27 protein-coding genes are annotated in these 26,397 nt (G+C 72.8%); 14 read left to right on the top strand and 13 right to left on the bottom strand.

Going from position 1 to position 26,397, the window contains the following annotated elements:
- The first annotated feature begins 49 nt into the window (after positions 1-49).
- Together ACZ6RT_RS09785 and ACZ6RT_RS09780 are read left to right on the top strand one after the other, a co-directional pair.
- Complete coding sequence (locus ACZ6RT_RS09785) at positions 50-568, top strand: cysteine dioxygenase (RefSeq protein ID WP_344894638.1); 519 nt, start codon at positions 50-52, stop codon at positions 566-568.
- A 121-nt stretch (positions 569-689) separates the two neighbouring features.
- On the top strand, positions 690-1,112 hold the full coding sequence (locus ACZ6RT_RS09780; protein WP_399186295.1) for a nuclear transport factor 2 family protein: 423 nt from the start codon (positions 690-692) through the stop codon (positions 1,110-1,112).
- 40 nt (positions 1,113-1,152) lie between these two features.
- On the opposite strand, the gene ACZ6RT_RS09775 is transcribed toward ACZ6RT_RS09780, so the two are convergent.
- Positions 1,153-1,563 (bottom strand): MerR family transcriptional regulator, encoded by a 411-nt coding sequence (locus ACZ6RT_RS09775; RefSeq protein ID WP_399186296.1) that lies wholly within the window; start codon positions 1,561-1,563, stop codon positions 1,153-1,155.
- Between the two features lie 50 nt (positions 1,564-1,613).
- Between ACZ6RT_RS09775 and ACZ6RT_RS09770 the strand changes: the two genes are divergently transcribed.
- Both ACZ6RT_RS09770 and ACZ6RT_RS09765 read left to right on the top strand, forming a co-directional pair.
- Positions 1,614-2,546, top strand: a complete 933-nt coding sequence (locus ACZ6RT_RS09770; RefSeq protein ID WP_470152840.1) for an NAD(P)-dependent oxidoreductase — start codon at positions 1,614-1,616, stop codon at positions 2,544-2,546.
- Between the two features lie 154 nt (positions 2,547-2,700).
- Entirely contained in the window at positions 2,701-3,132 is a 432-nt protein-coding gene (locus tag ACZ6RT_RS09765) for a PPOX class F420-dependent oxidoreductase (protein ID WP_399186298.1), read from the top strand.
- Positions 3,133-3,258: 126 nt separating this feature from the next.
- Here ACZ6RT_RS09765 and ACZ6RT_RS09760 read toward each other — a convergent pair whose 3' ends face one another.
- Together ACZ6RT_RS09760 and ACZ6RT_RS09755 are read right to left on the bottom strand one after the other, a co-directional pair.
- Positions 3,259-3,924, bottom strand: coding sequence for a response regulator (locus ACZ6RT_RS09760; protein WP_470152838.1), 666 nt, complete (start codon positions 3,922-3,924; stop codon positions 3,259-3,261).
- Positions 3,921-5,072, bottom strand: a complete 1,152-nt coding sequence (locus ACZ6RT_RS09755) for a sensor histidine kinase (protein ID WP_399186300.1) — start codon at positions 5,070-5,072, stop codon at positions 3,921-3,923. Before ACZ6RT_RS09755 ends, ACZ6RT_RS09760 begins: the two co-directional genes overlap by 4 nt.
- 124 nt (positions 5,073-5,196) lie before the next feature.
- Here ACZ6RT_RS09755 and ACZ6RT_RS09750 point away from each other — a divergent pair, with 124 nt between their 5' ends.
- Positions 5,197-6,003 (top strand): lysostaphin resistance A-like protein, encoded by an 807-nt coding sequence (locus ACZ6RT_RS09750; RefSeq protein WP_399186301.1) that lies wholly within the window; start codon positions 5,197-5,199, stop codon positions 6,001-6,003.
- 163 nt (positions 6,004-6,166) lie between these two features.
- On the opposite strand, the gene ACZ6RT_RS09745 is transcribed toward ACZ6RT_RS09750, so the two are convergent.
- From ACZ6RT_RS09745 to ACZ6RT_RS09735, 3 genes are all read right to left on the bottom strand, one after another.
- On the bottom strand, positions 6,167-7,264 hold the full coding sequence (locus ACZ6RT_RS09745) for a glycerophosphodiester phosphodiesterase (RefSeq protein ID WP_399186302.1): 1,098 nt from the start codon (positions 7,262-7,264) through the stop codon (positions 6,167-6,169).
- Positions 7,265-7,283: 19 nt separating this feature from the next.
- Positions 7,284-8,495, bottom strand: a complete 1,212-nt coding sequence (locus ACZ6RT_RS09740; RefSeq protein WP_470152835.1) for a CynX/NimT family MFS transporter — start codon at positions 8,493-8,495, stop codon at positions 7,284-7,286.
- Between the two features lie 194 nt (positions 8,496-8,689).
- A complete protein-coding gene (locus ACZ6RT_RS09735; protein WP_470152834.1) occupies positions 8,690-9,796 on the bottom strand; it encodes an epoxide hydrolase family protein in 1,107 nt (368 codons plus the stop codon).
- Between the two features lie 321 nt (positions 9,797-10,117).
- Between ACZ6RT_RS09735 and ACZ6RT_RS09730 the strand changes: the two genes are divergently transcribed.
- The 8 genes from ACZ6RT_RS09730 to ACZ6RT_RS09695 all read left to right on the top strand — a co-directional run bounded on the left by ACZ6RT_RS09730 (position 10,118) and on the right by ACZ6RT_RS09695 (position 17,687).
- Positions 10,118-10,918, top strand: a complete 801-nt coding sequence (locus ACZ6RT_RS09730; RefSeq protein ID WP_399186304.1) for a CoA transferase subunit A — start codon at positions 10,118-10,120, stop codon at positions 10,916-10,918.
- A gap of 35 nt (positions 10,919-10,953) precedes the next feature.
- Positions 10,954-11,703, top strand: a complete 750-nt coding sequence (locus ACZ6RT_RS09725) for a CoA-transferase subunit beta (protein ID WP_470153069.1) — start codon at positions 10,954-10,956, stop codon at positions 11,701-11,703.
- Positions 11,700-12,881, top strand: a complete 1,182-nt coding sequence (locus ACZ6RT_RS09720) for a thiolase family protein (protein ID WP_470152833.1) — start codon at positions 11,700-11,702, stop codon at positions 12,879-12,881. Before ACZ6RT_RS09725 ends, ACZ6RT_RS09720 begins: the two co-directional genes overlap by 4 nt.
- 187 nt (positions 12,882-13,068) lie before the next feature.
- Positions 13,069-14,439 carry a 3-carboxy-cis,cis-muconate cycloisomerase gene (pcaB, locus tag ACZ6RT_RS09715; RefSeq protein ID WP_470152831.1) on the top strand — a complete coding sequence of 457 codons (1,371 nt, stop codon included), beginning with the start codon at positions 13,069-13,071 and terminating at the stop codon, positions 14,437-14,439.
- Positions 14,436-14,921 (top strand): 4-carboxymuconolactone decarboxylase, encoded by a 486-nt coding sequence (gene pcaC / locus ACZ6RT_RS09710; RefSeq protein ID WP_470152829.1) that lies wholly within the window; start codon positions 14,436-14,438, stop codon positions 14,919-14,921. The genes pcaB and pcaC overlap by 4 nt, the downstream gene beginning before the upstream one ends.
- Complete coding sequence (locus tag ACZ6RT_RS09705; RefSeq protein WP_470152827.1) at positions 14,905-15,711, top strand: IclR family transcriptional regulator domain-containing protein; 807 nt, start codon at positions 14,905-14,907, stop codon at positions 15,709-15,711. The genes pcaC and ACZ6RT_RS09705 overlap by 17 nt, the downstream gene beginning before the upstream one ends.
- Positions 15,712-15,766: 55 nt before the next feature.
- Positions 15,767-16,855, top strand: coding sequence for a LacI family DNA-binding transcriptional regulator (locus tag ACZ6RT_RS09700; protein WP_470152825.1), 1,089 nt, complete (start codon positions 15,767-15,769; stop codon positions 16,853-16,855).
- Between the two features lie 196 nt (positions 16,856-17,051).
- Positions 17,052-17,687: an MBL fold metallo-hydrolase gene (locus tag ACZ6RT_RS09695; protein ID WP_399186310.1), complete on the top strand. Its 636-nt coding sequence runs from the start codon at positions 17,052-17,054 to the stop codon at positions 17,685-17,687.
- Positions 17,688-17,774: 87 nt separating this feature from the next.
- On the opposite strand, the gene ACZ6RT_RS09690 is transcribed toward ACZ6RT_RS09695, so the two are convergent.
- The 4 genes from ACZ6RT_RS09690 to ACZ6RT_RS09675 form a co-directional block, all read right to left on the bottom strand.
- Positions 17,775-18,407 (bottom strand): maleylpyruvate isomerase family mycothiol-dependent enzyme, encoded by a 633-nt coding sequence (locus ACZ6RT_RS09690; RefSeq protein ID WP_399186311.1) that lies wholly within the window; start codon positions 18,405-18,407, stop codon positions 17,775-17,777.
- Positions 18,408-18,496: 89 nt separating this feature from the next.
- Positions 18,497-19,783 carry an RNA polymerase sigma factor gene (locus ACZ6RT_RS09685; protein ID WP_470152823.1) on the bottom strand — a complete coding sequence of 429 codons (1,287 nt, stop codon included), beginning with the start codon at positions 19,781-19,783 and terminating at the stop codon, positions 18,497-18,499.
- Positions 19,784-19,796: 13 nt separating this feature from the next.
- Entirely contained in the window at positions 19,797-20,147 is a 351-nt protein-coding gene (locus ACZ6RT_RS09680; RefSeq protein ID WP_470152821.1) for a YciI family protein, read from the bottom strand.
- Between the two features lie 247 nt (positions 20,148-20,394).
- Positions 20,395-21,792 (bottom strand): MFS transporter, encoded by a 1,398-nt coding sequence (locus ACZ6RT_RS09675; RefSeq protein ID WP_470152819.1) that lies wholly within the window; start codon positions 21,790-21,792, stop codon positions 20,395-20,397.
- Positions 21,793-21,857: 65 nt separating this feature from the next.
- Here ACZ6RT_RS09675 and ACZ6RT_RS09670 point away from each other — a divergent pair, with 65 nt between their 5' ends.
- Positions 21,858-22,841, top strand: a complete 984-nt coding sequence (locus ACZ6RT_RS09670; RefSeq protein ID WP_470152818.1) for an ArsR/SmtB family transcription factor — start codon at positions 21,858-21,860, stop codon at positions 22,839-22,841.
- Between the two features lie 27 nt (positions 22,842-22,868).
- Here the strand turns inward: ACZ6RT_RS09670 and ACZ6RT_RS09665 are convergent, their stop codons facing one another.
- The 3 genes from ACZ6RT_RS09665 to ACZ6RT_RS09655 form a co-directional block, all read right to left on the bottom strand.
- Positions 22,869-23,801 carry a carbohydrate ABC transporter permease gene (locus ACZ6RT_RS09665; RefSeq protein WP_399186316.1) on the bottom strand — a complete coding sequence of 311 codons (933 nt, stop codon included), beginning with the start codon at positions 23,799-23,801 and terminating at the stop codon, positions 22,869-22,871.
- A gap of 46 nt (positions 23,802-23,847) precedes the next feature.
- Positions 23,848-24,735, bottom strand: a complete 888-nt coding sequence (locus ACZ6RT_RS09660; RefSeq protein WP_399186663.1) for a carbohydrate ABC transporter permease — start codon at positions 24,733-24,735, stop codon at positions 23,848-23,850.
- A gap of 143 nt (positions 24,736-24,878) precedes the next feature.
- Positions 24,879-26,168, bottom strand: a complete 1,290-nt coding sequence (locus tag ACZ6RT_RS09655) for an ABC transporter substrate-binding protein (RefSeq protein ID WP_470152817.1) — start codon at positions 26,166-26,168, stop codon at positions 24,879-24,881.
- Between the last annotated feature and the right edge of the window lie 229 nt (positions 26,169-26,397).

Genomic DNA, 26,397 nt, shown 5'->3' with positions numbered 1-26,397 from the left:
CCGGGACGCCCGGCTCCGGTCCGTCCCGTCGGGCCGCCGGGGGAACCCGATGAGCTACGAGTCGCTGCCCGCCCGCGCCCTCGACCGGCGTGAACTCCTCGACCTGGTCAACGAGCTGGCCGCCGACCCGTCCCGGTGGCGGGACCAGGTGGAGTTCCCCGAGGAGGGCGGACGCCATTTCGCCTCCCTCTACCGCGACTCGCACGTGGACGTCTGGCTGCTGTGCTGGCGCCCCGAGGACGACACCGGCTGGCACGACCACGACACCTCCTCCGGCGCGGTCCGGGTGGTGGCCGGGACGCTGCTGGAGTGCAACCCGCGCATCGGCGGCGAGCACCTGGAGACCGTGGTCTCCGAGGGCGAGTCGTTCTCCTTCGGACCCGACCACATCCACCGGCTGACCGGCGCGGTGCACGGCAGCGTCTCGATCCACGCCTACTCGCCACCGCTCTGGCGGCTGGGGCAGTACTCGATCAGCGACAGCGGCGTGATGCGCCGCGTCTCGGTCAGCTACGCCGACGAGCTGCGTCCCATGGACGACGCCGAGCAGATGGCGGGGGTCGCCTGAGGTCCACGCGACGAGGAGCGACCCGTCCCGGTCCCGGACGGGTCCTCACCGCCCGGGACCCCGAAGCCGCCTTACCCTGGCGGTAATCGACGGGCCGGGCCCGGTCCGAAAGGCTGGGCGTATGAGCAGCGAGACCCGCAGCACCGTGGAAGAACTGATGCGCCGGATGACCGAGGGGGATCACGACCGTACGGCGGAGTTGTTCGCCGAGCCGGTCGACTGGCTGCTGAGCTGGCCCGACGAGGGGCACCCCGAGGTGCCGTGGATCCGTCCCCGGTCCGGCAGGACCGACGTGGCGGACCACTTCCGGTCGCTGGAGGCCCACCACGTGCCCGAGCTGAACGGCACGTCGGTGTCGCACGTCCTGGTCGACGGGGCGGACGCCGTCGTGCTCGGCGAGATCGTGCAGACGGTACGGAGCACCGGGGTCGCGTACACCTCCCCGTTCGCCCTGCACCTCACCGTCGCCGACGGGCTCGTCACCCGTTACCACATCTACGAGGACAGCCTCACGGTCGCGCGGGCCCTCGGCGCCCGGCCGTGATCGGGAAGCGAGCGGCTCATCGTGCCGGTACCGGCTCCGGTCATCGTGCCGGTACCGGCTCCGGCGCGGTGGCGTCGCACGGCGGGTAGTGCGGTGACACCCGCCGCTCGGTGACGTCGATGTAGTCGCGCAGGGCGTCGCGGGAGCGGCTGAGCGCGTCGATCTGCTCGTCCAGCCCGTACAGGCGGGCTCGCAGGGTGTCCAGGAGCTCGGGACAGGGCTCCAGATCGGGGGCAGGGCCGGTGACGCAGGGCAGCAGGTACGCGATCTGCCGGCTCGACAGGCCGGCCTGGAGCAGCTTCCTGATCTGGATCACCGTCAGGACGGCGTCGTCGCCGTACTCGCGGTAACCGCTGGCGGCGCGGTCGGGCTCCAGCAGCCCCTGGGCCTCGTAGTAGCGCAGCTGGTGCGTGTGGACGCCGGTCCGCCGGCTCAGCTCCCCGATCAGCATGCCCGCTCCCCCTTGACCTTCATACCGGTATGAACGTTGAGGATTCTGCCATGAGCACCGATTCTCCTAAGAAGGAGCACATGATGCAGGATCGCGACACCGGCCCCGCTCCCGTGGCGGTCCTCGGCCTGGGGCTGATGGGACGGGCGCTGGCCGAGGCGTTCCTGCGCGCGGGACACCCCACGACCGTGTGGAACCGCACCGCGGCGAAGGCCGAGCCCCTCGTCGCCCAGGGCGCGAAGCTCGCCGGTTCACCCGGCGACGCCGTCACGGCCGCTCCGCTCGTGATCGTCTGCGTCGCGGACCACGACGCCGTACGGGAACTCCTCGACTCCTTCGGTGACGTCCTCGACGGCCGGGTCCTGGTGAACCTGACGTCCGGCACGTCGCGGACGGCCCGCGAGACCGCGGAACGGGTGGAGCAGAAGGGCGGCGCCTATCTCGACGGCGCGATCCTGGCCGCCCCTCCGGGCATCGGCACCGAGGCCGTCATCCTCTACAGCGGGCCGCGATCGGCCTTCGACCCGCACGAGCCGGCCCTGAGGGTTCTCGGCGCGGGCACGACGTACCTCGGTGAGGACCATGCCCTGTCGTCGCTGTACGACGTGGCCGTGCTGGGACTGATGTGGGGCATCCTCAACGGTTTCCTGCAGGGTGCCGCCCTGCTCGGCGCCGCGGGCGTGAAGGCCACGGCGTTCACCCCGGTCGCGACGACCGGGATCGCCACCGTGGCCGGCTGGGTGGCCGGTTACGCGCAGCAGATCGACGACGGCGCGTACCCGGCCCCCGACGCCACCATCGGCACCCACCTGGCCGCGATGGAGCACCTCGTCCACGAGAGCGAGTCCCTCGGCGTCAGCACCGAGTTCCCCCGGCTGGTCAAGGCCCTGGCCGAGCGGGCCGTGGCCGACGGGCGGGGCGGTGACGGCTACGCGGCGATGATCGAGCAGTTCCGCACGCCCACCGCGGGAGCGCGGGCGTGACCGGCCACCGGCCCGGAACCTCCGCGAACGGCCGGTGGCCGGTCACGTACGCCCGTCGCGGGGGCGCGGGCGCGGCCGGCCACCGGCCCGGGACCTCCGGGACCGCCGGAACCTCCGGGATCGGGCGGCGTCCGGTCAGCACCCGGTCCCGGACATGACCGCCGCTCCGTTCAGCCCGCGCGCGCTGCTCGCGGAGAGCCGGCTCGGTGTCCTCGCGACGATCAAGCCCGACGGCCGTCCCCAGCTCTCCCCCGTCATGCCCTTCTACGACCGCAAGACCGAGCTCGTCCACGTCTCGATGAACGAGGGAAAGGCCAAGACGGCGAACCTGCGCCGGGACCCGCGTGCCACGCTGGAGGTCACCGGCCCCGACGGCCTGTCCTGGGCCACCGCCGAGGGGATCGCGACGCTCACCGGCCCGGGAACCGACCCCCACGGCCCCGAGGTCGAGGCACTGGTGAACTACTACCGCCTCGCCGCCGGGGAGCACCCGGACTGGGAGGAGTACCGGTCGGTGGTGGTGGCCGACCGCAGGGTGCTCATGGTGATGACGGTCGACCACGTGTACGGCGCCGAGATCCGCTGACGGCACCGGGCACGACCCGCAACGTCCACCATGCCCCGTCCCCGGCACGCGGCCCCTTCCCGGGGGCGGGAAGGATCCGGTCACCGTCACTCCTTCAGGTGCAGGGCGGGAAGGATCCGGTCACCGTCACTCCTTCAGGTGCAGGGCGAGCTGGATCCGGTCGCGCAGGCCCAGCTTGCGCAGCACGCTGGAGACGTGGTTCTTGACCGTGCCCTCGGTGATGAACAGCCTGGCCGCGATCTCCCGGTTGGCGGCTCCCTGGGCGACCATCCTGGCCACCTCGACCTCGCGGGTGGAGAGCAGTTCCTGTCCGCGGAAGCGGGCGGCGAGCAGGTTCTCCGCCCGCGGCCCCCCGCCCGCCGCGGGTGCGTGCCGGAGCTCGGCGACCAGCCTGGCGGCCACCGGGGCGCCGAGCACGGTCTCCCCCCGGCCGACCCGGTGGACGGCCGAGACCAGTTCCTCGGGGGAGCAGTCCTTGAGCAGGTAGCCGAGGGCACCGCCGCGCAGCGCGCCGAAGATGTAGTCGTCCTCGTCGAAGGTGCTGAGCACGATCGCGGCCACCCGCGGGTGCTCGGCGGAGAGCCGGACGATCAGCTCCACCCCGTCCATCCCGGGCATCCGCGCGTCCACCAGGGCCACGTCCGGGTCGGTCGCCGCCACCACCCGCAGGGCCTCCACCCCGTCGGCCGCCTCCCCCACCACCTCGATCCCGGGCTCGACCTCCAGCAGCTTGCGCAGCCCCTGGCGCATCAGCACCTGGTCGTCGACCAGGATGATCCTGATCGGGCTCATGACCGCCTCCCCACCCCGGCCGGCGCGACCGGCAGCTCGGCCCGTAACGCGAACCCGCCCTCGGGGGCGTTGCCGCCGGTCAGCGTACCTCCGAGGGCCCGGGCCCGCTCGGTCAGCGACGTCAGCCCGAAGCCCCGCCTGGAGCGCTCGTCGGCGCCCTTGCCGTCGTCGGTGACCACGAGCACGGTCCTCGCCTCGCCGAAGACGAGCCTGACGGTCACGTGCAGTGCCCGGGAGTGCCGCAGCGCGTTGGTCAGCCCCTCCTGCAGCACCCGGTACAGCACCAGCTCGACGTCGGCCTCCAGCCGGTGCTCCGTGCCCTCGACCTCGAAGGTGACCGTGATGCCGGTGCCGTCGAACGAGGCGGCCAGCCGTTCCAGCGCCGCGCTGCCGACCCGTCCGTCCAGGGCGAGCGGGCGCAGCGCGCGCACCCAGCGCCGGGCGTCGGTCAGCGCCTCGACGGTCAGCTCCTTGGCATGGCGCACCTCGTCCCAGGCGGCCTCCGGGCGGCGCTCGCGGAAGCGTTCGGCGTTCTCCAGGTCCATCTTGATCACGGTCAGGTGGTGCCCGATCGAGTCGTGCATCTCCGCGGCCATCCTCGCCCGTTCCTCCGCGACCGCGAGCTCCCTGATCCGTCCCAGCAGGCGCCGTGTCTCCTCGCGGCTGCGGCGCGCCGCCAGCGTGGAGGAGGCCATCCCCAGCACGAACACGGAGAACATCGCCATCTTGCCGACCTGGGCCAGCCCGTCGAGGACGGGCTTGCCGAAGAGCAGCGGGACGGCCGCGAACAGGCACACCCCCAGTGACGTCAGGATGACCGACGCGGCGCGCATGCCGTACAGGAAGGCGAGGTTGGCGACGGCGATGAGGGGGAGCAGCGTGTGGGTGCCGTTGGAACCGGTGGCCCCCAGCAGCAGGGTGGCCACCAGGAACATCGGGGCCACGAAGTGGCGGCCCCGTGACAGGTCCCACGGCAGCACCAGCCACAGGCCCGCGACCAGCGCGAGGTTCAGCCCGGTCAGCACGCGGGCGAGCGGGACGCTGGGAGAGAGCGCGTGCGCGACGGCGGTGGCGACGAGCACGCTCCAGAACACGACGGTGAACAGGAAGGGCCGGTCGTCGTCGCGGAGCCAGTCCAAACGCGGCATGTCACGACCTTAGGCCGCCGGACTCCCGCGGGTGATCCCCCCACGGTCACCATGACCGAGGTCATGGTCGTCTCTATCCGCCGCTCGATGTGCCGGACGGTGTCCGTTCCTAGGGTTACCGTCCATGAGAGCCACTCGCCCCGTCTGGGCCGTACCGATAACGATGGCCGCCATGTTCGTCCAGGTCCTGGCCGGCACGTTGCCCGTCACATTGCTGATGGACCGGGCGAATCCGCTCTACAGACCGCTGGGCATGCTCGGCATCACGGTCGCCTCGATCGCCCTGGTGTACGCGATCCGCCGTTACCTGGGCCGTCAGAGCTGGTCGGGGGTGCGGCTGACACGGTCCTGGTCGGCCGCGTGGCACCTGCCGGCCGGCATCCTCATCGGCGTCGTGCCGATGGTCGCCGGGAACGCGCTCTCGGTGGCGCTGGGCGTGGCCACCTGGGCGTCGTGGGAGCAGGGGGTGGCGCCCACGCCGCCCTACATCGCGCTCGCGGTCGCGTTCGTCGTTCTCGGCCAGGCGTTCCCCGAGGAGTTGCTCTGGAGGGGGCACCTGTTCGACACGCTCTCGGGCCGCCTCTCGCCGCGCATGGTCCTGTTCGTCGTGTCGGCGGGCTTCGGTGTCCTGCACATCGTCTCTCAGAGCCCGGCCGACAGCGTCGCCGAGAAACTGCTCTACGTCGTGCAGGCGACCGCCCTGGGCTTCGCCTGCACGGCGGCACGGGCCCGCAGTGGCGCGGTCTGGATGGCGGTCGGCGTGCACACCGGCTTCCACATCGGCAACATGCTGACGCCCACCAAGGACCTCCGCTACGACGTGCAGCTCATCCTGCTGACCTGCGCCCTGTTCCTGGCCGGGCTGGCCGTCCTGCCCCGGTCCCGCAGAGGCCCGCGCCCGGCCGACGCGGCTCTCCACTCCCGCGTATGACCTCTCCCCCACCCGTAGGAGGGCGGGGGATTCCAGGCCGTCGCCCACCACCCCGGTCCCGCCGCCATCGGCGAGACCGAGGAACAGCGGGACCGGGAGTGGTGAGCAGCGGGACCGGGAGGAGCAGCGGGACCGAGGTAGGGAGGGGAACGAAAGGGGAGGGTCAGCTCACCCGTTCCCGGACCGCCCTGGCCACCCCCGGGTCGTCGGCGAAGACGCCGTCCAGGCCGAGGCCGTAGAGCTTCTCCAGCCAGCCCATCACGTCTCCGGTGGCGCGCGGGTAGGCCGGGCTGGCCGGGTTGCCGAGTCGGAAGTCCACCGGGAGCTGGGCGTTCTCGTTCCTGACCGTCCAGGTGTGGACCTTCAGGCCGGCCCGGTGGGCGTCCCTGACGAGGGTGGTGGGCTGCAGGAGCCTGCCGTCGGGGCCGACGGGCACGAGACGCCGGGTGTCGACGCCGATACCGGCCGCGTAGCCCGCGACCTCGCGCAGTCCGGCGGGGGTGACCATGGTGTCGTAGGTGCGCGGGTCACCGGCCGCGATCCAGTCGTACGGGGAACCGGTGGCGGTGATCAGCTGGATCAGCGGCACCCTGGTCTTCCTGCTCAGCTCGCGCAGGTTGGCGGTCTCGAACGACTGGATGAAGACCGGGGCGCGCCGCCCGTTCCAGCCGTGCCGGCCGAGCACCTCCAGCAGCGGCTCCTCCAGGGAGAGGCCGATGGAGTCGAAGTAGCTCGGGTGCTTGGTCTCGGGGTAGACGCCCACGCCGTGGCGCCGCGCGAGCTGGACGACCTCGTCGAAGGTGGGGATCTGCGCGAGACCGTTGAAGGCGGTGTTGTCGGGGCGCAGGTCAGGGATGCGCTCCTCGGCCCGGAGGGTCCTCAGCTCGGCGAGCGTGAAGTCCTCGGTGAACCAGCCGGTGACCGGGGTGCCGTCGATGGTCTTGGTCGTACGGCGACCGGCGAACTCGGGGTGGTTCTCGACGTCCGTGGTGCCGCCGATCTCGTTCTCGTGCCTGGCGACGAGCACGTGGTCCTTGGTCGAGACCAGGTCGGGTTCGATGTAGTCGGCGCCGAGCGCGATGGCGGCCTCGTACGAGAGCAGCGTGTGCTCGGGCCGGTGCGCGCTGGCGCCGCGGTGGCCGATGACGAGGGGGGCGCGTCCGCGGAGGTCGGCGGAGGCGGGTTCGGGTCGTTGCAGCACAACGGCGACGGTACCGGTCGCGAGGACCGCCAGCGCCGCGGCCAGAAGCCTACGGATCATGCCCAGGACGGTAGAAGACTCAGGTGGCCGGAGGAACAACGATGCGCGAAGAAAGCGGGACGGACGCCACGATCGGGCGGCCCGCCAGGAAACCGGCCACCAGTTGCAGGCCGCACGCGCCCAGCCCGGCCAGCAGCGGCAGCGTCCAGCCGCCCGAGCTCTCGCGCAGCGCGCCGACCAGGAGCGGGCCGAGGGCGGCCAGCACGTACCCGAAGGACTGGGCGACGGCCGACAGCGCGGTCACCGAGACCGGGTCGGGGGCGCGCAGCGTGATGATGAGCAGGGCCAGCGCGATCGAGGCGCCCTGTCCCACCCCCAGGACGACCATCCACAGCCACGGCAGGGTGGCCGGGGCGAGGAGCACGCCGAGGTATCCGGCCACGGTCAGCACGGTCGCGGCCGTGACGTAGGTCACCTGCGAGCGCGCCCGGCCCGCCAGGACGGGGACGGTGAGGGTGGCCGCCACCTGGGCCAGGTTGGTGAGGCTGAGCATGTACCCGGCCTGGTCGGCGGGCAGGCCCGCGTCCTGGAAGATCGTCGGCAGCCAGGCCAGCATGATGTAGAAGGTCAGCGACTGCAGGCCCATGTAGACGGTGACGTACCAGGTCACCCGGGTGCGCAGCAGCAGGGCGAACGGCCGGGGCGCGGCCTCGGAGCGGGCGGGGCGGCGCAACGCCTGGGGCAGCCAGAGCGCCGCGGCCGCCAGCGCCGGGATCGCGGCCATGGCGGTCACCTCGCGCCAGCCGTACCCGGTGGCGCGCTCCAGCGGGACCGCCAGCCCGGACGCGGCGGCTGCTCCCAGCACCAGGCCGGAGACGTAGACCGCGGTGAACGGCCCGACCCGGCCGGGGAAGTGCTGCTTGACCACGCCGGGCATCACGACGTTCATGACGGCGATGGCCGTACCGGCGACGGCCGCGCCCGCGTACAGGGCGGGGACGCCTCCGGCAGCGCGCAGGACCACCCCGGCGGCGACGAGCAGCAGCCCGGCCAGGAGCGTGCGGTCCAGGCCGAAGCGGCGCGCGAGCAGCGGCGCGAGCGGGCCGAGCACGCCCAGGCAGGCCACCATGACCGTGGTGATCGCCCCTCCCCCGGCGGCGCTCAGCCCGAGGTCGTCCATGATCTCGTCCAGCACCGGGGAGACCCCCGCCAGCGCGGGCCGCAGGTTGAGCGAGGCCAGCACGAATCCCGCGACGAGCACCGCCCACGACATTCGCGACAAACGCGACACATACACCTCTTTGGACACCGCCTCACCTTCCCACAGCGCTCCCGGCCGGCCGGATGAAGGGTCGGTACGACGCGTTCCGGCCGCGGGGGCCAGGGGTGGCCGGGATCGGTTCAAGGGTGGACACGACGTGACCCGGTCACAGGGACAGCGGCGTGACCGGGGCCGGTTCTCCGCACGACGGTCCCGCCGGCCCGTCAGCGGGTGGCGATCGGGAGGCCGGACGCGACAAGGGCGAGGAAGAAGGCCCGGACGTCCTCGGCGAGCAGCTCCGGCACCTCCATCGCGGCGAAGTGGCCGCCGCGCTCGAACTCCGACCAGTGCCTGACGTCGTACAGCCGCTCGGCCAGCGGCCGTACCGACTGCGTGATGTCGTACGCGAACACCGCCACGCCGACCGGCACCGGGCACGGCTCGATCCGCCTCGGGGCCTCGCGGTGCAGCCGGGCCGAGGAGGCCGCGGTGGCGGTCAGCCAGTACAGCGAGATGTCGGTGAGCATCCGCTCGTCGTCGATCGGCGATCGAGGGTCGGTCCACTGCGCGAAGCGCTCGGCGATCCAGGCCAGCTGGCCCACCGGCGAGTCGGTCAGCGCGTAGCCGATGGTCTGCGGGGTGGTGGCCTGCAGGGCCTGGTACGGCGGACGGCTCGCCATCAGCTGCCTGACCTTGTCCAGCCGCGCCTCGTCCGTTTCGGACAGCTCGACGTCGGCGTCCGGGACCGGCCGGGTCGGCAGGTAGTTGACGTGCACCCCGACGACCCGCTCGGGTGCCACGGCGCCGAGCGCCATCGAGATGCCCGAGCCGAAGTCGCCCCCCTGCGCGCCGTAGCGCTCGTACCCGAGACGGCCCATCAGCTCGGCCCAGGCCCGCGCGACCCGGACGATGTCCCAGCCGCGCTCGTGGGTCGGCCCGGAGAAGCCGTACCCGGGGATGGAGGGGATCACCAGGTGGAAGTCGCGCGAGAGCGGTTCGATCACCTCGAGGAACTCCAGGAACGAACCGGGCCAGCCGTGGGTGAGGACCAGCGCGAGCGCGTCCGGGTTCGAGGACCGGACGTGGACGAAGTGGATGTTCTGGCCGTCGATCTCGGTGGTGAAGTGCGGAAGCTCGTTGAGCCTGGCCTCGTGCTCCCGCCAGTCGTAGCCGGTGCGCCAGTACTCGGCCAGTTCCCGCAGGCGCGCCAGCGGGAACCCGTAGTCCCATCCGGCGTCGGCGACCTCGTTGGGCCAGCGGGTGCGGGAGAGGCGGTCGGCCAGGTCGTCGAGGTCGGCCTGGGGGATGTCGATGCGGAACGGCTTGATCATGGTGGTGACTCCAGGAGAACGCGTTCGATGCCCAAACGTTGGTGCTACCAACGTTTGATGTCCGGACGATACCATAACCGTTGGTAGTACCAACAATTTGCTCGGACTCGTCCCCGGAGACCCCGCCGGGAAAGGCGCCCACCGCCCGAGAGAACCCGCCCGGCCACCGAGCACCGGCCACCGGCCACCGGCGATCCCGCACCGGCCGAGCCCGTATCCCCGTCGCCCGCACGTCCCCGGCCGGGTTGACCGTCCGAAGGCGTGACGGATATGTTCGATGGAAGAACATCCGTTCGCATGGCGAACACCGGGAGGGGATCGATGGCCACGGTGGTTCCGCTCGCCGAGGCGGTGGCCGACCTCGTGCACGACGGCGACAGCGTGGCGATGGAGGGGTTCACCCACCTCATCCCCTACGCGGCCGGTCACGAGATCATCAGGCAGGGGCGCCGCGACCTGACGCTGATCAGGATGACCCCGGACCTGATCTACGACCAGCTCATCGGGATGGGCTGCGCCCGCAGGCTGGTCTTCTCCTGGGGCGGCAACCCCGGGGTGGGGTCGCTGCACCGCTTCCGCGACGCCGTGCAGAACCGCTGGCCCGGTCCGCTGGAGATCGAGGAGCACAGCCACGCGGGCATCGCCAACGCCTACGTCGCCGGGGCCTCCGGGCTCCCCTTCGCGGTGCTGCGCGGCTACCGGGGCACCGACCTGCCCGGCAGGACCGCGAACATCAAGCCCATCACCTGCCCGTTCACCGGCGAGGAGCTGACCGCCGTCCCCGCGATCAACCCCGACGTGGCGGTGGTGCACGCCCAGCGCGCCGACCGTCAGGGCAACGTGCAGCTGTGGGGCATCACCGGCGTGCAGAAGGAGGCCGTCCTGGCCGCCCGCCGCTCGCTGGTCACCGTGGAGGAGATCGTCGAGGAGCTGGAGCCGCGGCCGGGCGCGATCGTGCTGCCGGGCTGGGCGATCACCCGTGTCTGCGAGGTCCCCGGCGGCTCGCACCCGTCCTACAGCGCCGGGTACTCCGGCCGAGACAACGACTTCTACCTCGCCTGGGACGAGATCAGCCGCGACCGGGAGACGTTCGCGGCCTGGATGAGGGAGCACGTGCTGTGACATCCTCCACCGCCGGCGCGTACACCTCGGACGAGATGATGACCGTGGCCGCGGCCCGGCGCCTGGACGACGGCGCGTGCTGCTTCGTCGGCATCGGCCTGCCCAGCACCGCCGCCAACCTCGCCCGCCGCACGCACGCCCCCGGCCTGGTCCTGATCTACGAGTCCGGCACCATCGGCGCCAAGCCGGACCGGCCTCCGCTGTCCATCGGGGACGGCGTGCTGGCCGAGACCGCGGACGCCGTCGTCAGCGTGCCGGAGATCTTCAACTACTGGCTCCAGCCGGGCCGCATCGACGTCGGCTTCCTGGGCGCCGCCCAGATCGACCGGTTCGCCAACATCAACACGACCGTGATCGGCCCGTACGACGACCCCAAGGTCCGCCTTCCCGGCGCGGGCGGGGCCCCGGAGATCGCCGCGTCCTGCCGCGAGGTGACGGTGATCGTGCGGCAGAGCCGGCGCGCGTTCGTCGAACGGGTGGACTTCGTCACCTCGGTGGGCTTCGGCTCGGGGCCGGGCGACCGCGAGCGCCTGGGCCTGCGCGGCAGCGGCCCGCGTACGGTCATCACCGACCTGGGCATCCTGGAGCCCGACCCGGACACCTGCGAGCTGGTCCTCACCCACCTGCACCCCGGCGTCACCCTGGAGGACGCCCGCGCCGCCACCGGCTGGGACCTCAAGGCCGCCCCGGGCCTGCGCGAGACCGCGGCCCCGTCCGCCGCGGAACTCGACGCCCTGCGCGCGCTCACCGGACGGCATCCCTCGGACAGGAGTGACCGATCATGAACGACGTCCACATCCTCGACGCGGTCCGCACCCCGATCGGCCGGCACGGCGGCGCGCTGTCCGGCGTACGCCCCGACGACCTGGCCGCGCACGTCGTCCGGGCGCTCACCGACCGCTCCCCCGCCCTGGACCCCGCCGCGATCGAGGACGTGTTCTTCGGCGCGGCCAACGGCGCGGGCGAGGACAACCGCGACGTCGCGCGGATGGCGGTGCTGCTCGCCGGGCTGCCGGTGACCGTGCCCGGCACCACCCTCAACCGGCTCTGCGGCTCCGGCATGGAGGCGGCCGTCGCCGCCTGCCGCGCGGTGGCCGTGGGCGACGCGTCCCTGGTGGTCGCCGGGGGTTCGGAGTCGATGAGCCGGGCGCCGTGGGTGATGCCCAAGCCGGCCCGCGCCTTCGACCGGGGACCGGCGACCCTGCACGACACGTCCCTGGGCTGGCGCATGGTCAACCCCCGGATGCCCGAGGAGTGGACGGTCGCGCTGGGCGAGGGCGCCGAGATCCTCGCCGACCGCTACGGCATCGGCCGCGAGGCCCAGGACCGGTTCGCGCTGCGCAGCCACCGGCGCGCGGCCGCGGCCCGGGAGCGTGGCGTCTTCGCCGGTGAGCTCGCCCCGCTCGACGTCCTCGACCACGACGAGTCGATCAGGGCCGACTCGACCGAGGAGTCGCTCGCCCGGCTCAAGCCGGTCTTCCGCGCGGGCGGCACCGTCACCGCGGGCAACTCCTCCCCGCTGAACGACGGCGCCACCGCGCTGCTGCTGGGCGACGAGGCCGGGGCGGCGCGGGCGGGACGGACCCCGCTGGCCAGGATCGTCTCGCGCGCGGTGGTCGGCGTGGAGCCGCAGCTGTTCGGCATCGGCCCGGTCGAGGCCGCCCGCACGGCGCTCGAGCGGGCCGGTATCGGCTGGGGCGACCTGAGCGTGGTGGAGCTCAACGAGGCGTTCGCCTCCCAGTCGCTGGCGTGCCTGGCCGAGTGGCCCGACCTCGATCCGGAGATCGTCAACGTCAACGGCGGCGCGATCGCGCTCGGTCACCCGCTGGGCTCCTCGGGCGCGCGCATCCTGGGCACCCTCGCCCACGAGCTGCACCGCAGGGGCGGCGGGTACGGGCTGGCGGCCATCTGCATCGGCATCGGCCAGGGACTGGCCGTGGTCCTGGAGGGGAACGGGTCCTGAACGGCCACGGCACGCCGCGCACGGCCACGGCCCGCCGCACGGCGACGGCCGCGGACCGCTCCGGAACGACGGCCGTGACCGGCTCCGGGACGGTGGCCGTGGCCGGTACGCGGCGATCGGGTACACGGGCGGCAGGCACACGACCGGCTCCGGAGACACCGGCGCCGCAGAGCAGGCGGAGGTGGACATGAGTCCTCCGGCGAACGACGGCCCGTCCCCTCCGGCGTCCCCGGGGGGCGGGCTGTTCTCCGGGACGACCGCCAGGGGCGGGGCCGCGGAGCAGGTGTCGGACGCCGCCTGGCTGGCCGCCATGCTGGACGTCGAGGCCGCGCTGGCCGCCGCGCAGGCGCGGATCGGCCTGGTCCCCGCCGAGGTGCCCGCGGCACTGGCCGCCGTCTGCCGTCCCGAGCTCTACGACCCGGCCGAGCTGGGGCGCGCGGCCGCGTGGACCGGCAACCCGGTCATCCCGCTGGTCGCCGCCCTGCGCGAGCGGGTCGATCCCGGCCTGCGGCGGTTCGTCCACTACGGCGCCACCAGCCAGGACGTCAACGACACCGCGGCGATGCTCCTCGCCCGCCGTGCCCTGGCACCGATCCTGGAGGACCTGTCCGCCTGCGCCGGTGCGTGCGCGCGCCTGGCCGCCGGGCACCGCGGCACCGTCATGATCGGGCGGACCGTGCTGCAGCACGCCGTACCGATCACGTTCGGGCTGAAGGCGGCGCTCTGGCTGAGCGCGCTGGACGGCGCCCGGGCCGGTCTGGCCCGGGTGCCGCTGCCGGTCCAGTACGGCGGCGCGGCCGGCACCCTGTCGGTGCTGGGCGACCGGGGTCACGAGGTGCCGCCGCTGCTCGCGGCCGAGCTGGGGCTGGCCGAGACGGTCGTTCCCTGGCACACCGACCGGGGTCCGGTGGCCCGGCTGGCCTGCGCGCTCGGCGTCTCCGCCGGGACCCTCGCCAAGATCGCGAACGATGTGAAACTGCTCGCCCAGACCGAGGTGGCGGAGGTGGCGGAGCCCACCGGGCCGGGACGGGGCACCTCCAGCGCGATGCCGCACAAGCGCAACCCGGTGGGCTCGATGTCGGTGCTCGCCTGCGTGCAGCGGATCCCGGGGCTGGTCGCCTCGATCCTCGGCGGCATGGTGGCCGAGCACGAGCGCGCGGCCGGTCCCTGGCAGGCCGAGTGGGAGACGCTGGGCGAGCTGCTCCGGCTCACCGGCAGCGCCGCCGCCTGGCTCCGCGAGGTGCTGGAGGGGCTGACCGTGGACGCGGGCCGGATGCGCGCCAACCTCGACCTGACTCGGGGGCTGCCCATGGCCGAGCGGGTCGTGGCCGGGCTCGGCGGCACCCCGCGGGCCCGGGAGGCGGTGGACGCAGCCTGCGCGCTCGCCGTGGACGAGGGCCTGTCACTGCGCGAGGCGCTGCTCGCCGACCCCGGCATCCCGCTGAGCGCCGAGGAGATCGACGCGGCCCTCGACCCGGCGGGCGCCCTGGGGTCCGCCGCCACCTTCGTCGACCGGGCGCTCGCCGCCCACCACAACGGCACGGGAGCAGGACCATGAACGCGAGACGGGCCGCCACGGGCACGGGTGCGGACACGAACACGGGCACGGGTGCGGGCACGGACATCGGCATCGGCACCGGCCGGGACCGGTGGGAGGCCGGGGACGCGACGCGCCGGGCCGTCCTGGGCGACGAGCACGTGGACCGCGCCGTCGCGGAGAGCACACCGTTCACCGCGGACTTCCAGGAGTTCATCACCACCTACGCGTGGGGGGAGATCTGGACCCGTCCCGGCCTGGACCGGCGTACCCGGAGCTGCGTCACGCTGGCCATGCTCGCCGCGCTCGGGCACGAGCACGAGCTGGGCATGCACGTACGGGCGGCGCTGCGGATCGGCCTGACCGAGGAGGAGATCAAGGAGGTGCTGCTGCAGACCGCGATCTACGCGGGCGTGCCCGCGGCCAACAGGGCGTTCGCGGTCGCGCGGGCGGCGCTGGAGTCCGGCCGGGACGAGGAGGACGGCAATGATCGAACCGGTTGACCGCGGCTCCGACCACGTGCAGTCGCTGGCCCGCGGTCTCTCCGTGATCAAGGCGTTCAGCGCCACGAGCCCCGAGCTGACGCTCAGCGAGGTCGCCCGTGCCACCGGCCTGACCAGGGCGGCGGCCCGGCGCTTCCTGCTGACGCTCGTCGACCTCGGCTACGTCAGGACCGACGGGCGGCTGTTCGCGCTCTCCCCCCGCGTCCTGGACCTCGGGTACGCCTACCTGTCCAGCCTCTCGCTGCCCGAGGTGGCCGAACCGCATCTGGAACGGCTCGTCGCCGAGGTGCACGAGTCGGCGTCGGTGGCGGTGCTCGACGGCGAGGACGTCGTCTACGTGGCCCGGGTGGCGACGAGCAGGATCATGCGGGTGACCATCAGCATCGGCACCCGCTTCCCGGCGTACTGCACCTCGATGGGCAGGGTGCTGCTGGCCGGGCTGTCCCCGGACGACCTCGACGCCTACCTCGACCGCGTCGAGCTGCGCAGGATCACCGCCAGGACGGTCACCTCGACCGCCGCGCTCCGGGCGGAGCTGGAGCGGGTCCGCGCCCAGGGCTGGGCCATGGTCGACCAGGAGCTGGAGGAGGGGCTGCGCTCGATCGCGGCGCCGGTCAGGGAGCGGTCGGGGCGGGTGACCGCCGCGATCAACATCTCCTCGCACGCCAGCCGTACGACCACCGACTCGGCCCGCCGCCACCTGCTGCCCCCGCTGCTGGCCACCGTCGCGCGGGTGGAGGCCGACCTGCACGCCACCGGTGCCGGTGGCGGCGTCTCCTCGCACCGCTGACCGGCGACCCGGTGACAACGTTGTCGGTACGGCGAACCTGGGTGATGATCGAGACGTGACAGAGAGTGCGCGGGGACGTCCCACCATGAAGGACGTCGCGGAGGCGGCCGGGGTGGCGCTGAAGACCGTCTCCCGGGTCGTCAACGACGAACCGGGGGTCACCCCGGCCACCGCGGAACGGGTCTCCGCCGCCATCGAGCGGCTCGGTTACCGGCGCAACGAGAGCGCCCGCGTCCTGCGCCGGGGCAGCACGTCGAGCATCGGCCTGGTGATCGAGGACGTGGCGGACCCGTTCTACTCGGTGTTCGGCCGCGCGGTCGAGGAGGTGGCGCTGCGGCACGGCTCGCTGGTGCTGAGCGGCTCCTCCGGGGAGGATCCGCTGCGCGAGCGGGAGCTGATCCTCACCTTCTGCTCCCGCCGGGTGGACGGCCTGATCATCGTGCCCTCCGGGACCGACCACGACTACCTCCGTCCCGAGCTGGACGCGGGCATCGCCGCGGTCTTCGCCGACCGTCCGGGAGGGCCGGGCACCGGTACGGCCCCGTACGGCACCGCGTACGGCACGGCCCCCGGCTCCGACCCCGGCTCCATCCATGACGTCCCGGGCGCCTCGGGTGGCGCCGTCTCGTGCGACACCGTCCTGTGCGACAACGCCGGGGGCGCGTACGCCGGGGTGAGCCACCTGATCCGGCACGGCCACCGGCGCGTCGCCTTCGTCGGCGACAGGGCGTCCATCTTCACCTCGGGCGAACGGCTGCGGGGCTACCGCCGTGCCCTTGAGGAGGCCGGCCTGCCCTTCGAGGAGTCGCTGGTCTCGACCGGCCCCGCCGAGCAGGCGGGTGCCGCCCTGACCCGGATGCTCTCCGGTGGCGACCCGCCCACGGCGGTCTTCACCGGCAACGGCCGGATCACCGTGGCGGTGCTGCGCGCCGGGCACCGCCAGGCCCTGGTGGGCTTCGACGACTTCGAGCTGGCCGACCTGCTGGTCCCCGGCGTGACCGTGGTGGCCCAGGATCCGGCCGGGCTCGGCAGGACCTCCGCCGAGCTGCTCTTCCGCCGCCTGTCCGGCGACCGCGGCGCCCCCGAGCGAATCGAGCTGCCGACCCGGCTCATCCCCCGCGGATCCGGAGAGCTCCCGCCCTGACCGGTCCCGGTGACTCCGGACCTGCCCTGACCGGCCCTGCCCCGGGCTCCGGTGGAGTCCGGGCTCGCCCTGACCGGTCCCGGTGAGGCCGGACCTGCCCCGACCGCCCCTGACCCGCCGTTCCCGGCCGGCAGGGGACGTTCGCCCGTGGCGGATCCGGCCGGGGGGTCACCCCGCGGCGACCAGTATGAGACGCATGAAAATCACCAAATTCGGACACGCCTGCGTACGGCTGGAGAAGGACGGGCGGGCCCTGGTCATCGACCCCGGCGCGATGACCCCGGAGGCCGACGCCCTGACCGGCGTGGAGGCCGTGCTCATCACGCACGAGCACTTCGACCACTTCGAGCCCGATCGCCTGCGCGCGGCCGCCACCGCCGATCCGGGCCTGGTCGTGTACACCTGCCCCGGCGTGGCCCGGCACCTGGAGTGGCTCGGTGACCGCGTGCACGTGGCCCAGGAGGGGGACGTGCTGTCGATCGCGGGCTTCGAGGTGTCGGTCGTGGGGGACAAGCACCACTTCAGCCATCCCGACGTGCCACCGGTCGACAACATCGGGTTCGTCCTCGACGGCGAGGTCCTCCATCCCGGTGACGCGCTGACCGCGATCGAGGTGCCGACGCTGCTGCTGCCCGGCCAGGCTCCCTGGATGACCGTGCCGGACATGATCGCCTATCTGCGGGCGATCGCCCCCCGGCGCGCGTACGCGATCCATGACGGGCTGATCAACGAGTGGGGTGTCCAGGTGCTGGAGAGTGTGCTCGCCGCCGAGGCCGAACGCCTGGGCGCCGACGTCCGGCGGCTGGTTCCCGGCGAGAGCGTCGAGATCTGACCGCCGGGATCCGGCCGGACCGGCCCGATGTCCCACGCGAGCGCGGGACCGCACGCGCGGGTACGAGGCCGCCCTCGCGGTACGGGCCTACAGTGCCGCCGCGATCCGCTCGGCCCCCGGCCCCGAGACCCCGGCGAGCCCGGCCGGGCGGCCGGTCGCCAGGAGGAGCAGGTCGCACACCTTCCCCCGTACCTCGTCGGGCCCCTCGCCCGCAGACCACTCCAGGTCGGTGGCCACCAGCCTCGTGCCGGCGAGGCGCTTGCGGGCACCGTAGAACATGCTGGCCATGACGTGCTCGATCGCCGTGACCGCGGGACGGAGGGGCATATCCCGCGCGCGTCCGAGGGGGCGCGCGATGTCCTGCCCGTGGACCAGCGCGTCGACGAGCGGGTCCACCGGACTGGACAGAGGGGCGCGGCGAGCCGAGCCGGCCGTCTCGCGGATCTGCGCGATGAGCTCCGCGGGCTCGAAGGCGAGTGCCCTCTCCCGTGCCTTGGTGTCCTCCATGCGGTCGAAGTCGCCGCGTGCCCGGATCGCGCTCCTGATCGTCCCGAGGAGGGTGGCGCGGGTGGACAGCGTCAGGTGCGCGGCCACCTCACGCACCGTCCAGCCGGCGCACAGGGAGGGAACCGCCCATTCGTGCTCGTCGAGGTCGTCGAGAAGGTCGGCGAAGCTGAGCCGTTCGGCCTTCACCCATGCGAGAACCTGGTCGCGGTCCATGTCTGTCGTTCTCCTCGTTCGGGTACGGGTACGGGTACGGGTACGGGTACGGGTACGGGTACGGAGGCCGGGCGGCGCGACGCGTGCCGTCACGCGCCGGTCCCGGTGTCCGGGCCGGTCGGTTCGACCGCGCTCAGCCTGCGCCGCAGGTGGGCGCGTTCGGGTTCGGTACCGGCCAGGGCGAGCGCCTCCCGGTAGGCCGCGGCGGCCTCGGGAAGGCGGCCGAGCCGTTGCAGCAGGTCCGCCCGTGCCATCGGGTAGGGGTGGTGACCGCGCAACCGCTCCTCGCCGGCCAGGTTCTCCAGCAGTGCCAGACCGGCCTCCGGGCCGTCGCGCATCGCGACCGCCGCGGCGTGGTTCAGGGCGACGACCGGGGACGGCGCGAGGGCGAGCAGCACCCCGTAGAGCGCCACGATCTGCGGCCAGTCCGTGGTCCGCAGGTCCGCCGCCTCGTCGTGCAGGGCGGCGATCGCGGCCTGCACGCCGTACGGGCCGGGCGGGCCGCCCCTCAGCGCGACGGGCACCAGGGCCAGCCCCTCTTCGATCATCGTCCGGTCCCAGCGGCCGCGGTCCTGGTCCTCGAGCAGCACGAGCCCGCCGTCCGGGCCGGTGCGGGCGTCGCGCCGCGCGTGGACCAGCAGCATGAGCCCGAGCAGTCCGGCGACCTCCCGCTCGGCGGGCAGCAGCCGGCGCAGGATCCGCGCCAGCCGGAGGGCCTCCTCGGCCAGGTCGAGCCGCTGCAACCGGGGACCGGCGCTGGCCGCGTACCCTTCCGTGAAGATCGAGTAGAGGACCTGGAGCACACCGGGCAGGCGGGCGGGCAGCTCGTCGGCGCCCGGCACCCTGAAGGGGATCCGGGCCTCGCGGATCTTCTTCTTCGCCCGTACGATCCGCTGCGCCATCGTCGCCGGGGGGACGAGGAAGGCCCGCGCGACCTGGGGTGTGGTCAGTCCCGCCAGGCAGCGCAGCGTCAGCGCGCCGCGGACCTCGGCCGGTAGCGCGGGGTGGGCGCAGGTGAAGAACAGCTGCAGCCGCTCGTCCGGGAGGTCGGCGTCCTCGCCCGCGGGCGGGGCCGGGGGCGTCCGGTCGGCCTCCACCTGCAGGACGGCGAGCCGGGCGGCGTACGCCTGGTCCCGCCGCAGCCGGTCGACGGCCTTGCGCCGGGCCGTGGTCAGCAGCCAGGCGCCGGGCCTGTCCGGGACGCCCCGCTCCGGCCAGTGCACCAGCGCGGCCTCGATCGCCTCGGCGGCGACCTCCTCCGCCAGGTCGAGGTCCCCGAAACGGTGGACGAGGGAGGCGAGCAGCCGGCCGTGTTCCTCGCGGAACACCGACTCCACGGCCCTGTCCGTACCGGTGCCGGTCGTCCGTTCCGTCATCCCCGTCACCTCGTCAGGCCCCGAAGTCGGCGACCGGCCGTACCACGACCGATCCGCTGCCGCCCGCGCCGGGACAGCGGGCCGCCCAGTCGAGCGCGGCGTCGAGGTCCGGCACGTCGATGACGTAGAAGCCGCCGAGCACCTCGCGGGTCTCGGCGAACGGCCCGTCGGTGACGGTTCGCTCGCCGTCGGCCCCGACCCGGACCGTCGTGGCGGTGACCAGGTCCGCCAGTGACTCCCCCGAGACGTAGATCCCCGCGTCCTGGACGGCCTTGTCGTAGGCCGTCCAGTCCTCGACGGTGCACTCCGCGGCCCCGCCGTCCGCGTCGGTCGCACCACTGTTGATCAGCAGCATGTACTTCATGGCCGGTTCCTCCGGATCCTCTCGCGCGGCGGGCCGCCGCACACCATGACGACGAACGGGACCCGGCCGCATCGACAGCGCCCGGGAGATTTCCTCGGACGGGCCCGGCCGCCGGGTCAGGGAAGACTACGCGGTCTCCGGGCGGTGCCCCTCCGGGAGCCCCGCACCGCGGGAGCGTGCTCGCGGGATCGGGCGGTCACAGGCCCGTGTCCCGTGGCCCCGTGCCCCGTCTCCGGGCGGGGCGGTGTCACGCGGGCCGTCGCCCGCCGCCCCTGAGCGACCGGTGCAGGGCGAGCGAGCAGGCGCAGGTAGCCGCCCCCGCGATGACGACGGCCATCGGCGGAGAGGTCAGCTCGGCGGCCACGCCGACCAGGGCGGCGCCCAGGGCCTGGCCGGTCATCATCCCCGCCGACGCCAGGCCGAAGGACTGCCCCCTGATCGTCTCCGGTACCGCCTCCACGAACCACCGCTGCAGCCCCAGCTCGAAGGCGGACAGCGCCGCCGTGGCGAGCAGCACGAGCAGGGCGGCCCCCACCAGACCCGGCCGGAGGGCGAACACCAGGAGGGGAAGGCCCGTCACCACCGCGAGGGGGAACGCCAGCCGCTCCCTGCCCGCGGGCGAGACCAGCCGGCCTGCGGCGAGACTCCCGAGCGCCATGCCCACCGAGGCGGCGGCGAGCGCGAACCCGGCCTCGTTCCCCAGGTAGGGGATCAGCATCGCCTCGGCACCGGCCACGATCGAGACCGGCAGCCACTGCGCGAGGAGCAGGCCGCGCACCCGCGCGTCCGCCAGCAGGAGCCGGTTGACCCGCAGCGTCTCCCGCACGGCGCCGCCCCTCGCGGACGCGCCCACCTGCTCGCCGCCGCCCGCGGGCGTCCCCGCGCGCCGATGACCTTCCGGGCGCGCCTGCACGCGCCCGTCGCCGCCCGCCTCTCCCCCGGACGGGTCACCGCCCTCGGTCTCCCCGGCGGGCGGGGCGTCCTCGCGCGTACGCCTTCCCGCGGGACCGGCGGGACCGGCGTTCCGGGCGGGGAAGTCGGGCATGCCGTAGCGCAGCACCACGGCGGCCACGACGGACAGCGCGGCGGTGACGGCCAGTGCCCCGGCGGGTCCGGTGACGGCGAGGACGGCGCCGCCCACGGCCAGGCCGCCGATCTGGGCTCCGGCGGCCGTCACGTTCAGCACGGACCTGCCCAGCACGAACGCGTCACCGGGCAGCAGGTCCGGCAGCAGGGCCGTCCGCGCCGCCCCGAAGACCGGGGAGAACAGGCCGGTGACCAGGACCAGGGCCAGCATCGCCCAGACGGGCATCCCGGTGAAGGCGAGCAGCAGGCAGGTCACGGCCCTGACCCACTCACCGGCGACCATCAGGACGCGTGGCCGGATCCGGTCGGCCAGCGAGAGCAGGAACGTCCCGCCGACGATGTAGGGCAGGAACCCCAGCATGTACGTCGCCGCCGACAGCCCCGGCGAGCCGGTCCGCGCGTAGACCAGCGCCGACAGGGCCAGCATCTTGATCTGGTCTCCCGCGACCAGCAGGGTGAAGCCGCCGAAGAGGATGCGGAACTCCCGGCTCGCGAAGACCTCCGTGTAGGTCGCGCCGCGTTCGTCCACCGCCTGCGTGTCACGTTCTTCCACCGTCATGGACACGATGGTGGAAGGCCCTCACCCGGCTGGCTAATCTTTCGGATATATCCGAAAGGTCAACCATGGTCTTCCGCATCGAGGTCACCCCGCAGGACATCATGGCCAGCAGGTTCGCCATCTCCCCGCTCATCGTGACCAAGCACGCGCTCTGGATCCTGTCCGGCAGGCGGGAGGTCGGGCCGTGGCGGGCCTGGGTGGACCGGGTGCGGGAGCCGTACGAGAGACTGCTGGTCACGCAGCCGGGGCTGGCCCTCATGGTGGCGTTGTTCCGCGAGAGGGCGTACAACGCCGACTTCCCCGCACCGCCGCCGACCGGGGTGAACACCCCCTTCGAGGCGGAGATCGCGGTGGTGCGCGCCACCCCGGTGGCGCGGGCGCACGCCGAGATCGCCAGGAACCTGGAGGGGATGCCGCGCCCTCCGCGGCACGTCGTGGACCTGCTGTTCTCCCCCGGCGTGGTGCGGCTGTTCGCCGACGCGCTCCAGGCGACCTGGGACGAGATCGTCGCCCCGGCCTGGCCGCGCTTCCACGCCATCATGGAGCGGGACGTGATCCAGCGGTCCGGCCGCCTGGCGACCTACGGCTGGGCCGCCGCGCTCGACGACCTCAGCCCCCGGGTCCGGTGGCATCCCGACGGTGTCATCGAGGTGCTCTCCGAGAGCGCGGACGAGAGCTACCGGCTCGACGGGCGCGGCCTGCTCTTCATCCCGAGCGTGATCCCCGTCGGGGTGGGCTCCTACCTGGAGACCCACTGGCCGTACGCGATCAGCTATCCGGCCCGGGGCACCGGCATCCCGCCCGAGGCGCCGGACGGCCTGGTCGGGCTGATCGGCGGCACCAGGACCCGGGTGCTGCTCGAACTGGCCGCCCCCGCGACGACCACGGCGCTCGTCGCCCTGCTGGGGCTGAGCCTGGGAACCGTGGGCGGCCACATCGCCGCCCTGCGCCGGGCGGGCCTGGTCACCGGCAGCCGCACCGGCCGCCGCGTCCTGTACCACCGCACCGCACTGGGCGACGCGCTGGTCAACCCCGGCCAGGCGACATGATCACCCGTCCGGGGCGGCCGCGCGGGTTCAGCCCTTGAGGGCTCCGGCCATGAGGCCGCGCATGAAGAAGCGGCCGAGGAGGATGTAGATGATCATTGTGGGGATGGAGGCGAGCAGGGCTGCGGCCATCTGCTGGCTGTAGGGGACGGTCTGGGCACCGGCGATGTTGTTGAGCATGACCGTGGTGGGCCAGCTCTGCGGGCCGGTGAGGAAGACGGCGAACAGGAAGTCGTTCCACATCGAGGTGAACTGCCAGATGATCACGACCGCGAAGGCCGGGCCGGAGACCGGCAGCACGACCGACCAGTAGGTCCGCAGCATTCCCGCCCCGTCCACCCGGGACGCCTCGATCAGCTCGTCCGGGATGGTGACGTAGTAGTTGCGGAAGATCAGCGTGCAGATCGGGATGCCGTAGACCACGTGGGCCAGCAGCAGGCCGGGGATCGCGCCGTAGAAGACCCCCGGCACCCCGGTGACCGCCAGCGTGACCTCGTTCAGCTTCACCAGGAGCTGGACCAGCGGGATCATGACGCCCTGGTACGGGATGAACATGCCGAACAGGAACAGGGTGAACAGCACGTCGGAGCCGGGGAAGCGCCACTTCGACAGCACGTAGCCGTTCATGGAGCCCAGGATCGCCGAGATCAGCGAGCCGGGGACCGCGAGCAGCACGCTGTTCCAGATGCCGGGGGCGAGCTTCTCCCAGGCCACCCGCCACGGCTCGGCCGTCCACACCTCGGGCAGTGCCCATGCCCGGCCCGGGTCGGCCTCGGTCAGCGGCTTGAAGCTGGTGACCAGCAGCACGTAGATCGGGATCAGGAAGACGAGCAGGAAGGCGACCAGCAGCACCAGCCTGACGCCGCGCGACAGCCGTGCCCGCCGCCTGGCCCGGTCACCGGGGTCGCCCGCGCCGCCGCCCCGCGCGGGGGCGACACCGGGACCGGTCACGGTGGTCGTCATCGGGTGCCTCCGGGGTGGGGGACCGTTCTCGGTGCCGGCGGGAGGGTCACGAGCGCCTCTCCTTGCGGAGCGTCCAGACCAGGTACGGGATGACGAAGACGCTGACCGCGAGCACGATGTAGGACGCGATGGTGGCGCCCTTGGCCGGGTCGTGGGAGTCGAAGACCGCGACCCACATGAACACGGCGGGCACGTCGGTGATGATCTGCTTGCCGGAGACCGCGACGATCAGGTCGAAGACCTTGAGCGAGATGTGCCCCAGGATGATCAGCGCGGACAGGGTGACCGGGCGGAGCAGCGGCAGCACGATGTGCCGGTAGACCTGCCACTCGCCACAGCCGTCGACCCGGGCAGCCTCCCTCAGGTCCTCGGGGACCCCGCGGAACCCCGCCAAGAACAATGCCATGACATATCCGGACATCTGCCAGATCGCAGGGATGGCCATGGCCGCCATCCCCCAGTCCGGGTCCCGGAACCACTGCCACTGCAGGAACTCCAGGCCCAGGGTGTCGAACAACCGGTTCAGCCCGACCGCCCGCTCGCCCTGGGAGGAGTTCATCAGCCAGCGCCAGACGACCCCGGTCGCGACGAAGGAGACCGCCATGGGGAACAGGTAGACCGCCCGGAAGGTCCCCTCACCCCTGATCCCCTTCTCCATCAGGAACGCCAGCAGCCAGCCGAGCACCAGCGCCCCGAACACGAAGACCACCGTGAAGACGATGGCGTGCTCGACCGAGATGCCCCAGCGCTTCTGGTCCCAGAGCGTGACGAAGTTCTCCAGGCCGACGAAGTTTCCCTCGGACACCTCGTCGTGCTTGTCGGTCATGGCCAGCCGGAAGTTCCAGCCGAGCATGCCGTACACGAAGACCGCGATCGCGACGATCGACGGCGTGACCAGCAGCAGGCCCGGAAGCCACCTGCGCATCCGCGACATCGTCCCCACGCGTGTCGTCCGTGTCGCCGGTGCTCTCGGCGCCGTCGGTGTCGTCGGCGTCGTCGGCGTCGGCCGCGTCATCGGTGTCACCGGCACCCCTTCCGCGAGGTACGGCCCGCGTCACCGCGGGCCGTACCGAAAGATCACTGTCCGGAGTTCTTGGCGGCCTCGGCCAGCGCCGTCTGGAACGCGGCCATGTCCTTGTCGCCGTGGAACACGCCGACCGCCTCGTTGATCGAGACGCGCCAGGCGTCGTTCACGACCACGCCGTGCTGGATGGAACCGGCGAGCTCGTCGGAACCCCAGTCCTTGAGCGCGTCCGCGAGGTAGTCGGTGTAGAGGGCGGTGTCGGCGTCCTTGCGGGCCGGGATGGAGCCCTTCTTGGGGTTGAAGGCGTCCTGGCCCTCCTTGCTGGCGGCCACCTTCAGCCAGGCCACGGCGCCGTCGCGGTTGGGCGCGCCCTTGGGCAGGGTGAAGCTGTCCGACAGCCACATGAACGTGCCCGCGGTGCCGGGCGAGGGCGCCCAGTCGAAGTCGGTCTTGGACGTCTTGCCCAGGCCGCCGTCCGGCGGGTTGTGGAAGTAGCCGTACGCCCAGTCGCCCATGATGTTGAAGGCGGCCTCGCCGTCGGCGACCTGCTTGGCCGCGGGCTGCCAGTCGTCGGCCGGGTCACCGGCGTAGGACAGGATCGTCTTGAAGTCGTTCAGCGCCTTGGTCATCGCCGGGCCGGACCAGTCCGAGCCCGCGGTCCACAGCCTGTTGTACGCGTCGGTGCCCAGCGAGCCGAGCAGCACGCTCTCCAGCAGGTGGACCATGGTCCACTCCGAGCCGATCGAGAGCGGGATCTTGCCCTTCTGCTTGACCTTCTCCAGCGCCGCGACGAAGTCCGGGATCGTCTTCGGCACCTCGGCGACGCCCGCCTCCTTCAGGACGACGGGGTTGAACCACATCACGTTGGAGCGGTGGACGTTGACCGGGACCGAGTAGATCTGGCCCTGGACGCTGATCTGGTCGACGAGCTGCTGCGGGAACGCCTCCTTGAGCTTGAGCTCGTCGTAGAGGAAGTTCAGCGGTTCGAGCTGACCGGCCTTGATGTATCCCTGCAGCTCGGCGCCCGCGTGACCCTGGAAGGTGTCGGGCGGGGTCTGGGCCTGCAGCTTGGTGGTCAGCAGGGCCCGCGCCTTGTCCCCGGAGCCGCCCGCCACGGCCGCGTCGAAGAACTCCAGCCCGGCGTTCTGCTTCTGGAAGATCTCCCTCATGGCCTTCAGCCCGTCGGCCTCGCCGGGGCCGGTCCACCAGGAGAAGACCTCGACCTTCTTCTTCGCGTCGGCCTGCGGGCTCTGCGGGGCACCGCCGCCGTCACCACCACAGGCGGTCAGGGCGAGCAGGCCCGCCATGGTGGCCGCGACGGCCGCCATCAACTGTCGTCGCACAGCTCTCCGTCCCTTCGGGGTCGAGGTTGCACAGGTGTTCCCCCGAGAACATGACAACGTTGTCAGCGTCGTCGACACGTGCAATCAAGCCACTCCGCACCGAGCGCCGTCAAGATTGCGGGGATAACAGCTCCGCATCCCGACATGTGAGAATCACCGGTGTCCGCGGGTGACGGCGAGCGCCCCCGCGCGCCGGTACGCGTTCCTGTGCGCCGGTACGCGGCGCCAG

Source organism: Streptosporangium sp. NPDC050148 (assembly GCF_055586505.1).
Note: the sequence above shows the minus strand (reverse complement) of the source record. Positions and strands in the feature narration are given on the sequence as shown.

Excerpts from the sequence above, each read along its gene's own strand:
- ACZ6RT_RS09785 (WP_344894638.1), top strand. The coding sequence starts at position 50 with ATGAGCTACGAGTCGCTGCCCGCCCGCGCCCTCGACCGGCGTGAACTC.
- ACZ6RT_RS09780 (WP_399186295.1), top strand. The coding sequence starts at position 690 with ATGAGCAGCGAGACCCGCAGCACCGTGGAAGAACTGATGCGCCGGATG.
- ACZ6RT_RS09775 (WP_399186296.1), bottom strand. The coding sequence starts at position 1,563 with ATGCTGATCGGGGAGCTGAGCCGGCGGACCGGCGTCCACACGCACCAG.
- ACZ6RT_RS09770 (WP_470152840.1), top strand. The coding sequence starts at position 1,614 with ATGAGCACCGATTCTCCTAAGAAGGAGCACATGATGCAGGATCGCGAC.
- ACZ6RT_RS09765 (WP_399186298.1), top strand. The coding sequence starts at position 2,701 with ATGACCGCCGCTCCGTTCAGCCCGCGCGCGCTGCTCGCGGAGAGCCGG.
- ACZ6RT_RS09760 (WP_470152838.1), bottom strand. The coding sequence starts at position 3,924 with ATGAGCCCGATCAGGATCATCCTGGTCGACGACCAGGTGCTGATGCGC.
- ACZ6RT_RS09755 (WP_399186300.1), bottom strand. The coding sequence starts at position 5,072 with ATGCCGCGTTTGGACTGGCTCCGCGACGACGACCGGCCCTTCCTGTTC.
- ACZ6RT_RS09750 (WP_399186301.1), top strand. The coding sequence starts at position 5,197 with ATGAGAGCCACTCGCCCCGTCTGGGCCGTACCGATAACGATGGCCGCC.
- ACZ6RT_RS09745 (WP_399186302.1), bottom strand. The coding sequence starts at position 7,264 with ATGATCCGTAGGCTTCTGGCCGCGGCGCTGGCGGTCCTCGCGACCGGT.
- ACZ6RT_RS09735 (WP_470152834.1), bottom strand. The coding sequence starts at position 9,796 with ATGATCAAGCCGTTCCGCATCGACATCCCCCAGGCCGACCTCGACGAC.
- ACZ6RT_RS09730 (WP_399186304.1), top strand. The coding sequence starts at position 10,118 with ATGGCCACGGTGGTTCCGCTCGCCGAGGCGGTGGCCGACCTCGTGCAC.
- ACZ6RT_RS09725 (WP_470153069.1), top strand. The coding sequence starts at position 10,954 with ATGATGACCGTGGCCGCGGCCCGGCGCCTGGACGACGGCGCGTGCTGC.
- ACZ6RT_RS09720 (WP_470152833.1), top strand. The coding sequence starts at position 11,700 with ATGAACGACGTCCACATCCTCGACGCGGTCCGCACCCCGATCGGCCGG.
- pcaB (WP_470152831.1), top strand. The coding sequence starts at position 13,069 with ATGAGTCCTCCGGCGAACGACGGCCCGTCCCCTCCGGCGTCCCCGGGG.
- pcaC (WP_470152829.1), top strand. The coding sequence starts at position 14,436 with ATGAACGCGAGACGGGCCGCCACGGGCACGGGTGCGGACACGAACACG.
- ACZ6RT_RS09705 (WP_470152827.1), top strand. The coding sequence starts at position 14,905 with ATGATCGAACCGGTTGACCGCGGCTCCGACCACGTGCAGTCGCTGGCC.
- ACZ6RT_RS09695 (WP_399186310.1), top strand. The coding sequence starts at position 17,052 with ATGAAAATCACCAAATTCGGACACGCCTGCGTACGGCTGGAGAAGGAC.
- ACZ6RT_RS09690 (WP_399186311.1), bottom strand. The coding sequence starts at position 18,407 with ATGGACCGCGACCAGGTTCTCGCATGGGTGAAGGCCGAACGGCTCAGC.
- ACZ6RT_RS09685 (WP_470152823.1), bottom strand. The coding sequence starts at position 19,783 with ATGACGGAACGGACGACCGGCACCGGTACGGACAGGGCCGTGGAGTCG.
- ACZ6RT_RS09680 (WP_470152821.1), bottom strand. The coding sequence starts at position 20,147 with ATGAAGTACATGCTGCTGATCAACAGTGGTGCGACCGACGCGGACGGC.
- ACZ6RT_RS09675 (WP_470152819.1), bottom strand. The coding sequence starts at position 21,792 with ATGACGGTGGAAGAACGTGACACGCAGGCGGTGGACGAACGCGGCGCG.
- ACZ6RT_RS09670 (WP_470152818.1), top strand. The coding sequence starts at position 21,858 with ATGGTCTTCCGCATCGAGGTCACCCCGCAGGACATCATGGCCAGCAGG.
- ACZ6RT_RS09665 (WP_399186316.1), bottom strand. The coding sequence starts at position 23,801 with ATGACGACCACCGTGACCGGTCCCGGTGTCGCCCCCGCGCGGGGCGGC.
- ACZ6RT_RS09660 (WP_399186663.1), bottom strand. The coding sequence starts at position 24,735 with ATGTCGCGGATGCGCAGGTGGCTTCCGGGCCTGCTGCTGGTCACGCCG.